At 32.3% G+C, this 12,190-nt stretch carries 12 protein-coding genes; 10 read left to right on the forward strand and 2 right to left on the reverse strand.

The features are described 5' to 3' along the window. Positions 1-47 precede the first annotated feature (47 nt). Both WN975_RS12615 and WN975_RS12620 read left to right on the forward strand, forming a co-directional pair. Positions 48-497 carry a response regulator gene (locus WN975_RS12615; RefSeq protein WP_337966849.1) on the forward strand — a complete coding sequence of 150 codons (450 nt, stop codon included), beginning with the start codon at positions 48-50 and terminating at the stop codon, positions 495-497. Positions 498-509: 12 nt separating this feature from the next. Then, positions 510-4,529 carry a PAS domain S-box protein gene (locus WN975_RS12620; protein ID WP_337966850.1) on the forward strand — a complete coding sequence of 1,340 codons (4,020 nt, stop codon included), beginning with the start codon at positions 510-512 and terminating at the stop codon, positions 4,527-4,529. Positions 4,530-4,607: 78 nt separating this feature from the next. Here WN975_RS12620 and WN975_RS12625 read toward each other — a convergent pair whose 3' ends face one another. Both WN975_RS12625 and WN975_RS12630 read right to left on the reverse strand, forming a co-directional pair. After that, on the reverse strand, positions 4,608-5,024 hold the full coding sequence (locus WN975_RS12625) for a lipocalin family protein (RefSeq protein WP_337966851.1): 417 nt from the start codon (positions 5,022-5,024) through the stop codon (positions 4,608-4,610). Positions 5,025-5,183: 159 nt separating this feature from the next. Next, positions 5,184-6,233 carry a hypothetical protein gene (locus WN975_RS12630; RefSeq protein ID WP_337966852.1) on the reverse strand — a complete coding sequence of 350 codons (1,050 nt, stop codon included), beginning with the start codon at positions 6,231-6,233 and terminating at the stop codon, positions 5,184-5,186. A gap of 339 nt (positions 6,234-6,572) precedes the next feature. On the opposite strand from WN975_RS12630, the gene WN975_RS12635 reads away from it, so the two are divergent. From WN975_RS12635 to WN975_RS12670, 8 genes are all read left to right on the forward strand, one after another. After that, a complete protein-coding gene (locus WN975_RS12635) occupies positions 6,573-6,770 on the forward strand; it encodes a hypothetical protein (protein WP_337966853.1) in 198 nt (65 codons plus the stop codon). Positions 6,771-6,822: 52 nt separating this feature from the next. Further along, positions 6,823-8,532: an ATP-binding protein gene (locus WN975_RS12640; protein WP_337966854.1), complete on the forward strand. Its 1,710-nt coding sequence runs from the start codon at positions 6,823-6,825 to the stop codon at positions 8,530-8,532. A 6-nt stretch (positions 8,533-8,538) separates the two neighbouring features. Further along, positions 8,539-9,207, forward strand: a complete 669-nt coding sequence (locus WN975_RS12645) for a response regulator (protein ID WP_337966855.1) — start codon at positions 8,539-8,541, stop codon at positions 9,205-9,207. A 164-nt stretch (positions 9,208-9,371) separates the two neighbouring features. Continuing rightward, the gene (locus WN975_RS12650) at positions 9,372-10,427 is read left to right on the forward strand and encodes a type I restriction enzyme HsdR N-terminal domain-containing protein (protein ID WP_337966856.1); all 1,056 of its coding nucleotides are present in this window, start codon (positions 9,372-9,374) and stop codon (positions 10,425-10,427) included. A 12-nt stretch (positions 10,428-10,439) separates the two neighbouring features. After that, positions 10,440-11,042, forward strand: coding sequence for a PH domain-containing protein (locus WN975_RS12655; protein ID WP_337966857.1), 603 nt, complete (start codon positions 10,440-10,442; stop codon positions 11,040-11,042). Between the two features lie 3 nt (positions 11,043-11,045). Next, a complete protein-coding gene (locus WN975_RS12660; RefSeq protein WP_337966858.1) occupies positions 11,046-11,255 on the forward strand; it encodes a TM2 domain-containing protein in 210 nt (69 codons plus the stop codon). 218 nt (positions 11,256-11,473) lie between these two features. After that, on the forward strand, positions 11,474-11,890 hold the full coding sequence (locus tag WN975_RS12665) for a hypothetical protein (protein ID WP_337966859.1): 417 nt from the start codon (positions 11,474-11,476) through the stop codon (positions 11,888-11,890). A gap of 26 nt (positions 11,891-11,916) precedes the next feature. Then, a complete protein-coding gene (locus WN975_RS12670; protein WP_337966860.1) occupies positions 11,917-12,126 on the forward strand; it encodes a hypothetical protein in 210 nt (69 codons plus the stop codon). The last annotated feature ends 64 nt before the right edge of the window (positions 12,127-12,190 follow it).

Raw genomic sequence — 12,190 nt, forward strand, 5'->3', positions numbered from 1 at the left:
AGAAATAAATCATAATTGATTTATATAAAATTTTATCCTACTATAAAATGAACAAGCAGAATTACAATCTTTTACTAGCGGACGATGATCAGGATGATTGCGCTTTTTTTAAAGAAGCCTTAGACGAATTAGAGCTTCCGGTATCTCTTGTAACTGTTAATGACGGCGTGCAATTAATGAATTATTTGGGAGAGAATTCATCGGGAGATTTACCTGATATTCTGTTTCTTGACCTCAACATGCCCCGCAAAAATGGTCATGAATGTCTGGCTGAAATAAAGGATAAAGAAGAACTTAAAAACCTTCCGATAATAATATTTTCAACCTCTCTGGATATTGACATTGTAGATTTAATGTACGAAAAAGGTGCTACTTATTACATTCGCAAACCCGGCGAATTTTCTAAGTTAAAAAAGGTTATTGGCAATGCATTAGCCGTAACATCTGAAAATAATTTCAAACAACCCATCAGGGCAAATTTTATTCTTCAACCCTAAATAGTTTTTGGAATGAAACCCGCAAATAAGGAGCATTATTTTCTGGCCGATGGTGGAGAAATGGGAGAATTATTACGTTCTAAAGATTGGAGTAAAACCTCTTTAGGAAATCCCGAAACCTGGCCACAAAGTCTGTGTACAATGGTTTCCGTAATGCTCAATAATCCGTTTGGGATGTATATTGCCTGGGGAAATGATTACACACAACTTTATAATGATGGTTTTCGCCCTATTCTGGGTTTAACAAAACATCCCGAAGCTTTAGGAATAAGTTCAAAAGAAACTTTCGCTGAAATCTGGGATACTATTGGTCCGATGTTTGGCGAGGTTATGACCGGAAAAGCGCTTAGTTCTCCTGATTTTATGGTGGTTTTAAACCGAAACGGATTTGATGAAGAATGTTATTTTGATTTCTCCTATAGTCCAATTAAAAAAGAAGACGGAACAATTGGCGGTGTTTTAGTAACCGTAATTGAAACTACCGAAAAGAAAAAAGCAACCAAAGCATTACAGGAAAGTAATATAAGATTTATAAATAATATCATGCAGGCGCCTGTCGCAATGTGTGTTTTTAGAGGTAAAAATCATACTGTAGAAATTGCCAATGCGCAAATGATTCAGTTATGGGGAACGGAATATGAAAAGGTAATTAACAAACCTATTTTTGAAGCCTTGCCCGAAGCTCAAAATCAGGATCTCGAAGTTTTACTGGACAATGTATATCAAACCGGTGAAAAATTTGTTGCGAATGAACTTCCAATTCTATTGCCACGAAACGGAAAAGTCGAAACTACTTATATCAATTTTGTTTATCAGGCGCTAAAAGAAACTGACGGAACTATATCTGGTGTTTTTGCTATAGCGATCGAAGTAACTCCACAAGTTTTAGCACGCTCGAAAGTCGAAGAAAGTGAACAAAAAATAAGACAACTTGTCGAGAATGCCCCTTTTCCTATCGCCGTTTATGTTGGTAAAGAAATGATTGTAGAATTGGCAAACGATTCTATTATTAAATTATGGGGAAAAGGCAGCGATGTCATCGGAAAATCATTTAAAGATGTTCTTCCTGAATTGGACAATCAATTGGTATTTGAACAAATTAATGCCGTTCTGGAAACGGGAGAATCGTTTCATACAAAAAATACTCCGCTTGATCTTACCATTGATGGAGAACCACTTACCTATTATTTCAACTACAGTTTAACACCTTTATTCGATATAAATGGAGATGTTTATGCCGTAATGAATACTGGAGTTGACCTGACTGATTTGAACGTAGCGAAGAAAAAAATTGAAGAAGCAGACAAACGTTTCAGAAATACGGTAAAACAAGCTCCTGTTGGGATTACGATTTTACGCGGTTCCAATTTTATGGTCGAAACAGCCAATGAAGCTTATCTAAAATTAGTCGACAGACAAGAAGCTGATTTTGTTGGAAGACCTTTATTTGATTCTTTGCCGGAAGTTGAAGAATCTGTGAGTTCACTCTTAAATGGTGTTTTGACAACCGGAATTCCTTTTCATGGAAATGAAGTTCCGATTCCGCTAAAACGTTATGGAAAACTGAGTATCTCCTATTTTGATTTTCTTTATCATCCGTTAAAAGAAGAAGACGGAAAAATTTCAGGAATTATTGTAACCGTTACCGAAGTCAGCGAGAAAGTTGAGGTTCGGAAAAAAATAGAACAAAACGAAGAAAGACTTCAAATTATAGTAGAAGCCAGCGAACTAGGAACTTGGGAACTGAATGTAAAAACCAGAGAACCTAAATATTCTAAAAGATATCTGGAAATCGTTGGCGGTTATACCGATAATGTAGAATTATCGCACGAACAATTGCTAAAACATCTTCATCCGGATGATATGCATATTCGAAATAAAGCTTTTAAAGAAGCGCTGACTTCAGGATATTTGAATTATGAAGCCCGAATGATCTGGAATGATCAATCGATTCACTGGATGGAAGGCAAAGGAAAAGTTTTCTATGATGATAAAAACAATCCTGAGAAATTAATAGGTACAATAAGAGATATTACTGATGAAAAAAATCATCAGCAAGAGCTCGAAGAAAGCGAAAAAAGATTCCGAAATCTCGTAATGCAATCTCCTGTACCAAAAGCAATTTTGAAAGGAGGCAATATGAAAATCGAAATTGCCAATATTGCGCTTCTTAAAAATATCTGGAAAAAAGAAGAAAGCGATGTTCAGGACAAAAACTTATTTGACATTTTCCCTGAACTCGAACAACAAAAATATGGTCAACTTTTAAGCAAAGTTTACAAAACCGGAGAAGTTCATTCGGAGTCAGAATCTCTCTTGTATATTAATGGTAAAAATGGAAGACATCAATTGTATATTGATTTTGAATATGCTCCATTACTTGAAGCAGACGGTAGTATTTCGGGAATAAAAATGACTTTGATAGATGTAACCGAAAAAGTTGAAGCGCGTAAAAAAATCGAAGAAAGTGAAAAAAGATTCCGTTCGTTAACCGAGAGTATTCCGCAATTAATTTGGGAAACCGATGAAAAAGGAAATGCCTTATTTGCATCTGGAAAATGGTTTGAATATACTGGAATAAAACCCGCTGGCGAAGCCGAATGGAAAGCCATGATTCATCCTGACGATTATGCCGAAAATGTTAGAATATGGAGTCATAGTTTAGAAACCGGAGACATTTACAGATGTGATGTTCGCGTAAGACGAAAAGATGGAAACTACAGATGGCACGCCGTGATTGGTGAACCTGTTTTTAATAAAGAAAACAAAATCATAAAATGGGTTGGTGCTTTTACGGATATTCATACTGAAAAAGCATTTACACACGAACTTGAGCAACAAGTAACTGTAAGAACTAAGGAATTAAGCCTAATAAATGAATCGCTTAGAAAAAGTGAAGAACGTTATCATTTAATGGTCGAAGAAGTACAGGATTATTCTATTTTATATCTAAATCATGAAGGTATAATTGAAAACTGGAATGTTGGTGCCGAGAAAATCAAAGGTTATAAAGCAGAAGATATTATAGGAAAATATTTCTCTATTTTTTATACCGAAGAAGATCGTACAAGTAATCTTCCGCAAAAGCTTCTGAATCTTGCAATCGAAAAAGGAAAAGCAACTCAGGAAGGTTGGCGCGTTCGCAAAGACGGAACTTATTTTTGGGCAAGCGTTGTGATTACAGCAATTCACAACAAGAAAAATCAGGTTATAGGATTTTCTAAAGTAACGCATGATCTTACCGAAAAAAAGAGAGCCAGCGACAAATTAAAACAAAACGGATTAGAACTCGAACAAAAAAATACAGAACTGGAGCAAATGAACAAAGAGCTTCAGTCTTTTGCCTATATCTCAAGTCATGATTTGCAGGAACCTTTAAGGAAAATACAAACTTTTGCAACTCAGATCATGGAAAAAGAATTGGACAATTTATCTGAAACCGGCAAAGATAAATTCCTCCGAATGCAAAATGCAGCGCAACGAATGCAAACTTTAATTAATGATTTGCTATCATATTCCAGAACGAATATTCAGGAACGCGTATTTGAAAAAACCGATTTGGCTAAAATTATTGATGAGGTAAAAGACGATTTAAAAGAAGAACTCGAACAACAAGACGCAATTATTGAAGTCGAAAATACATGCAATGCAGATGTAATTCCGTTTCAGTTTAGACAATTATTGTACAATTTGGTGAGTAATTCTCTTAAGTTTTCTAAACTCGAAACTCGTACTTTTATAAAAGTAAACTGCGAAATTGTCAATGGATCAACTTTAGATCATGAAAAACTAAATGCCGAAACGAATTATTGTCACATAAGAATTACGGATAACGGAATTGGTTTTGAGCAACAATATAGTTCCAAAATATTTGAAGTTTTCCAGCGTCTGCACGGTAAACTAGAATATACCGGAACGGGAATTGGTCTTGCAATCGTAAAAAAAATCGTAGACAATCATAACGGAATTATCACCGCAACGGGCGAACAAAATATTGGAGCCACATTTGATATTTATATTCCGGTGAAATAATTATAGAAACAAAATCCATAAAAAAAGGGAAATAACTTTAAAGTTATTTCCCTTTTTTGTTTTCCTGATGTAGACTAATTATCTAGTGTAAACTGTAATTATACCAGTTGTTTTGTCTTTTATCTTCAACTCTTTATTCGTTAGATTCATGATATCAGCAGTAGAACTTACATTACCTACTGAAATAGTTAAATCATTATGAGATCTTGCGTAAGTTCCTGTAGTTTCAGTTAAGGCACAATCAGAACCTTTATAATCTCCAATAACTGCTGCGTTACTCAATCTTAAGTCTAAATAATCTCTTTGACATCCAGCTGCATTTTGTGGAGCATCAATTAAAACTTCTTTTCCGTCAACAATTGTTCCTGTTTGGCTTAAATTGTATTTCCCTTGAATTGGGATTATTGTTTCTCCTTCGTTATCATCGCTGCTGCACGATACTGTAAATAATCCAATACTCAATAATAGTCCTAGTAATATACGTTTAGTTTTCATGTTTGATTTCTTTTAAAAATTAATTATTTGTATATGGCTAAATTATATCCAACATCGATGAAAGATGTTATATAATATTCGCTATCATTTACATAATTATTTTATTTATCAATGTAATTTCTTACCTAAACATAAAAATCGAAACAAAAAAGAACAATATTACTTACATGGTTTACCTTTTAGGTATTTATTGTATATATAATGAGAAACTGGCCTAAGCGGTCTGTTGTATTCAGGATGTCTTCCATGATCATTGAAAAAGTCAATTCCTCCATCTGGTGTTTTGGTATACCAAATAAAAGCTTCACCATCTTTCCTAAAACAATTGGTCGTATCGCAAGCTGTTAATTTTCTAAAATCTAAAAGCTCCTCATCTAGCGGAATTATTTCGTTTAAATTCCTTTCATCTTTAGAAGAACAATCTACCACTTCATAATGATCTCCTGTCCATTGCATACAATCATTCTTAAAAAAAGCGAAATAAATTACTGTACTTATTAATCCAAAGATTAGTAACGTGGCAATTGCTGTATTCTTTAATTTATGTAACAAATAGGAAATCGTTTTCTCAATCCTTTCAGTTGGTTTTATTCCTACAGGTTTTGAAACTATAGTCAGAACCTCAACTTGTTCCAAATCTTTAATTCCCTCCTCTTTACCTAAATCTGGCTTTATATCTGCAAAACCTTTTATTTGGTTTTCTTCCTTTATATTATCATTCGAAATTGTTTCATCAGAATTGATCGTTTCATTCTTATCATTTTCCTCCTTTATAACTATATCTTCTTCTTTCACATTAGATGATTCTGGAATTATAGAATCTTCAGGATGTTTTAAATAACTAATAATTCCTTTTTCTCTAAATTTTCTGAAAGGTCTGTGCTGAAAATCAACCAAAATTGCGGTTAAATCAACTGCTTCTCTACTCGCTAAATCTGTTTGTCTTTTTAAAAAAGTTCCAATAGGTCTAAATCTATCTGTGCTATCTCTGAATAAAGTTCTTGTGATAGCATTAAACTCACATCCAAAAAAAGAATTGAAAACCCGCTTATCATCTTCACTCAATTCTCCTTCAAATTTTTGCCAACAAAAATCTCTCAAATAAGCTTGGCCAAGTGAGGTCAAACTATCAGAAAGTGGATTATTTATGTCCTTTTCATATTTAGCTCTGATAGCTTCTTTGTAATCTTCAATAGTAAAGTTTGGCATAGGCTTTAGGAATTTTTAGGAATTTCTAAGAATCTTCAGGAAGGCTTCAACATTGTAGGAATTCCCAGAATTCCTTATCAACACAGCGGTATAAGCGTTGTTCCTTTGTCTCAGAAATTAGTTCATGTTTGATATCGCGATTCAAACAAAAATACAAAACTAGTTCAATTAAAAGTACGGAAATCCGTAAGACGAAATTTATCCGGGAAGTATAAATATTACTCTTACTGATCTAAGTGCTCCACTTCCCAAAGCAATTTGGTGTATTGCCCGAACAAAGTTCAGAACCTTTTTGAACGGCAATGCCCTTTAGTAAAAATCATTAAAAAACACAAAAAAATGAAAAATTTATTTACAATGGGAGCGTGCGCGCTATTGTGTACAACATTATTTTCTTGTACAGCAGACGAATTAGAAACTGGAAACAAAGACAAAGCTAAAACCGAAGTCAAAAAAGCTTATATGACAGAACCGATTACTCCTCCGGGACCTGGTGATGATCCAATCATTGTTCCACCACCACCAAAAAAACCATAAATTAAAGAAGGTGGTTTATAATTAATTCATAAATTCGGGGAAAGTAACTTTTATGCTACGATCCCCGTTTTTTTGTTTCATCATTTTTCTAATTATCCTTTCTTGTAAAGACAAAACGAAAGTAATCGTCAACGTTGATGCTGCAAGAGAAAAAGCATTTGAAATAAGAGAGAAAGGATTATTAAACCTCAACGAAAAGAACTTTAATAGTGCTTTTTACAACTTCAATAAATCTAAAATACTATATGAAAATTTAAAAGATAGTGCCAACATTGCCTATAGTTTAATTCAAATGGCCTGGATACAGCAAATAAATGGTGACTATTATGGCAGCAAAGAGACATTAACCGAAGCATTGCCTTATATTAAAAAGAAAGATGTTTATAGCGCTTCTATTAATAATTTCTTCGGAATTGCCGACAAAGAACTCTCCTTATATAATGATGCTATTTCGTATTACAAGGAATCTATAAAAGAACTGGACAATGAAGCTTCAAAACAATCTCCTTTAAATAACATTGCTGCTGTTTATATTGAGAAAAAAAAATATGATGCCGCAATTCAAATTTTAGAATCTTTACTTAGCCAAAATAATTTCCAAACAAAAGAAGCGCTTATAAAGAAATACCGAATACTAGATAATCTTGGTTATGCGTACTTCAAAAAAGGCTTATTAGATAAAGGTCTTTCCTTAATGGAAGAAAGTCTTAAGATGAGAAATCGAGACAATGATACCTATGGTTCTATACAAAGTAATCTTCATTTAGCCGAATACTATAGCAAAATTAATCCCCAAAAATCAAATCAACATGCGCTAAATGCATATCAATCAGCTACAACATCTAATAGTATTGATGAAAGATTAAAAGCCCTTTCTTTTTTAATTTCTAATGATTCTGACATCGATAATACCAAATATGCTCAAAAGTTTGTTTTCTTAAATGATAGTATTATTAAAATCCGAAACAACTTTAAAAACAAGTTTGCGAAGATTAAATACGATTCCAAAAAAGAAAAAGACGAAAATCAGAAATTACGTTTAGAGAAAGTAGAGAATCAATTAGCACTTCAAAAAGCCAAATACCAAAGAACCTTTTCTATTCTTGGAGTTATTATTCTTTTCACCGTATTAATTTATGGAAGAAAGTATTATCGAAATAAAAACAGAATCGGAAAAATAAAAGCTACTTATGAGACGGAAACCAGAATTGCCAAAGACATACATGATGAATTGGCTAATGATGTTTTTCATGTCATGACTTTTACTCAAACGCAATCTTTAGCCGATATAACTATAAAAGAATCTCTAATTCACAAATTAGACAATATTTATTCCCGCGTCCGCAGAATTTCGCAAGAAAATAGTACAATTGATATTACATCAAATTACGCTGTAAACTTAAAAGAAATGCTTTCGACTTATAATAGTCCTGAAGCAAACGTAATCATCAATAATATTGAAAAAGTAAATTGGGAATTAGTAGATAACTTCAAAAAAGTTACAATTCATAGAATTCTAAAAGAATTAATGGTGAATATGAAAAAGCATAGTAACGCATCATTGGTTGTTGTAAAATTTGAAAGCAACGGAAAAACAGTTTTTATTGATTATACAGATAACGGAAAAGGCTGTGAAAAAGAACAAATTATTAAAAATGGTTTGCAAAATATGGAAAACCGTATTCTGGCCATAAAAGGAACTATTACTTTTGATACAGAACCAGATAAAGGGTTTAAAGTAAAAATAACGCTGCCTAAATAAAAGCCTATGTTTAAAAAAGTAATAATTGCCGAAGACCTGGAAGATATAAATTTAGGAATCGAGCAAACCTTAAAAGATTTAGATATTGTAAATTTTCAACATGCAAAATATTGTGATGATGCCTTTTTAAAAATCCGAAAAGCTATTCTGGATAATGAACCGTATGACTTATTAATCAGTGACCTTTCGTTTAAAAAAGACCATCGTGATGTAAAAATTTCGTGTGGTGATGAACTTATCGAAAAAGTTCGTGAATTACAGCCTGATATTAAAATCATCGCTTATTCTGTTGAAGATAAAAGCTTTCGAATTAAATCTCTTTTTGATAATTCAGATGTTAACGGTTTTGTATTAAAAGGTCGAAATAGCATTGAAGATTTAAAAAAAGCAATTCATCTTATTTCTACTTCAGATCAAAGATTCATTTCGCATGAAGTTGCTTCTGCGCTTCAGGAAAAAAACAATTTCGAAATAGACGATTTAGACATTGAAATTTTAAAATATTTATCATCAGGAACTCCACAAGATGAGATTATAAAAATCTTTAAAGACTCAGGTAAAAAACCCAACAGCAAAAGTGCTATGGAAAAAAGACTTTCGAGACTAAAAGATTTTTTCAAAGCCAATAATACCGTTCATTTGGTTTCTATTACTAAAGATATGGGCATTATTTAATCTTATTATAATGTTGTTTTTTAAATTATAAAGCTCCTTCGGGGGCTTTTTTTATTGCTGAAATATAAATATTTATTGGATTATGGATTTCCGTAAAATACTGGTTATGATTGGTTTTACTTTTGAAATATCAAAAACTAAAATACTAACTATAAATAGATATTATGGAAATCAATATTCAACTTAAATCATTGGCGGATAAAATCGATCAGTTAAAAAGCAAAATTGAAACAGAAGAATCTACAAAGCATGCTTTTGTTTTGCCATTTATACATATTCTTGGCTACGACGCTTTTAATCCGCTGGAAGTAGTTCCTGAATTTACTGCCGATCTAGGTTTAAAAAAAGGAGAAAAAGTAGATTATGCCATCTTTCAGAACGGAGAACCAATTATAATAGTAGAATGCAAAAGTTGGAAAGAAAATCTAACGGTACATAATTCCCAATTATTCCGCTATTTTCATGTTACTAAAACCCGATTTGCTCTTTTAACAAATGGAATTCAGTATCAATTTTTCACAGATTTAGATGATAAAAACAAAATGGATCAAAAGCCTTTTTTGGAATTTGACATCACAAATCTAAAAGAGAATACAATTACTGAGGTTGCAAAATTTCACAAATCCAGTTTCAACGTTGATAATATTGTTACAAATGCAAGCTCTTTAAAATATATTAAAGAGATAAAAAAGCAAATCAATATTGAACTGGAAAATCCTTCGAATGATTTCACAAAGCATTTTGCAAATAAGGTTTATACCGGAAGATTAACTGAAAAAGTAGTTGATGAATTTAAAGATTTGGTTCAAAAATCCTTAAACCAATTTATTAGCGAAAAAATAAATGATCGTTTAAAAGCCGCTCTTACCAAAGAAACAATTAAACAACAAGATGAACAAGTTGAATCTCTGGAAGAAGAAAGTAAAATTGTTACCAGTGAAGAAGAACTGGACGGATATCGCATTATTGTTGCGATACTAAGACGAAAACTTCCTACTAAACGAATCGTTTACCGTGACACACAATCTTATTTTGGCATTTTGCTGGACGATAATAATCGTAAGCCTCTTTGCCGTCTTCATCTTAATGGAAGTAAAAAATATGTCAGCCTTTTTAATGACAATAAAAACGAAACAAAACTACCGATTTCGACTATTGATGATCTTTATCAATTCGAAAAAGAGTTACTAGAAACTGTTGGATTATATGAAACCGAATAAAAACTAATTATTATGATAAACGATTTAAAAAAATTCTTAAACGAAGAACAAGACCCAAAAGCAGTTGAAAAACTATTAGTAAAAGTCAACGGATTACTTACTTCTGGTGAAGAAGTAGAATATATCGCCGTGCAAAAAAAACCGGCTATAAATTTATCTCCGGATTGTATTGCTTTAACCAATAAAAGAATCATTTTCTGCAGACCGAGAAATTTAGGATTATCGATGGATTTTCAGGATTATGCCTGGAAAGACATATTAGATTGTCACATGAAAGAAGGAATTATGGGAGCAACTTTTTCTATGAAGACGATTAAAGGACATGTGAATATGCTTGATTATTTACCAAAAGCTCAAGCCCGAAAATTATATCAATTTGCTCAGCAAAAAGAAGAAGAAATGGTTGTTTTCAGACGTGAACATGATCTTGAAAATAAAAGAGCAATTGCTGGCGGAGGAATAACAGTAAATACAAATATTCCAACTCATCAAAATGTCGAGCAAAAAGAAGATCCATTAGAAGTACTTCAAAAACTAAAAAAATTATTAGAAAGCGAAATCATTTCTCAAACAGAATTTGATTCAAAGAAAACAGAAATTTTATCTAAAATGTAAATTATGAAAAGTAAAACAACCGCAGCAATTTTGACATTCTTTTTGGGAGGAATCGGAATCCATAAATTTTATTTAGGGCAATCAGGCCAAGGGATTCTTTATCTATTATTTTGTTGGACACTTATTCCTTCAATATTAGCCTTTTTTCAGTTTTTCGGACTTATTTTTATGTCTGATCATTCATTTAATGTGAAATATAATACCGGATTTTAAATGGTTTAAAATTAAAACCAAATCATTTAAGCTTTTAAAGAGGAACGGAAATGTCCTCTTTTTTCTATTTAAACTAACTTTCTTCTCGATTAGATCTTTCGATAAAATCACGTATAACTACTCATTTTAAAGAACGTAATTCTAATTAGATTTATCACTATTTAAAAATAACAAGATTTTAAAACCTGTTTTAAGATTATCTAAATACCTCAACGCCTGTGCAAAAAAATTACCTAATCCTATTATCATTTCTTTCGCTTGGAATACTTTCTTGTAAACATGCTTCTGCTCCGGCTCCTCAAAAAATAAACACATTTTACAAGGAAGTAATTACTGCTGAAGATCGGAAGACTATAACTCCTGAAGAAGCCAAAACTTATCATGTTGATACGCAATATCATTATAAATACCGAACCGGAAATTCTGGTCATTATGAGTATAATTATAATGTAAAAGGTGTTGATATGAAAGGAGATTCTGTTTTTGGAAACATTAATGTTGAAGGAAAATATGGTGCAGGAATTCTAATCAATGATTCTGTGCCGGAACTCAACATAAAAACCGAATGGATCGCGTATGGAAAACTAAAAGCTTTTGACGAAAAAGGAAATGAATATTTCTTAATAGTGCAATGATTGCATTTACCCCAAATCTTATCAAAATGAAATATATTCTGATGTTCTTTTTTGTGTTCTTAACTTCGTTCTGTCCGCTTGAAACCAAAGTATATATTTGTGGTGCAACAGGCGCAAAAAAATACCATTATACTGATAATTGCCGTGGACTAACTGCCTGTAAACATGAGATTACAAAAGTATCAATTTCGCAGGCACAAGGTTACGGACTCACGCTTTGCGGTTGGGAAGATTAATGCATTGTATCGCGATCACCTTATTTAATCATTTGATAATAATCACTTTACAATAAATTCACAT

It is taken from the genome of uncultured Flavobacterium sp., assembly GCF_951805225.1.
Classification (GTDB): domain Bacteria; phylum Bacteroidota; class Bacteroidia; order Flavobacteriales; family Flavobacteriaceae; genus Flavobacterium.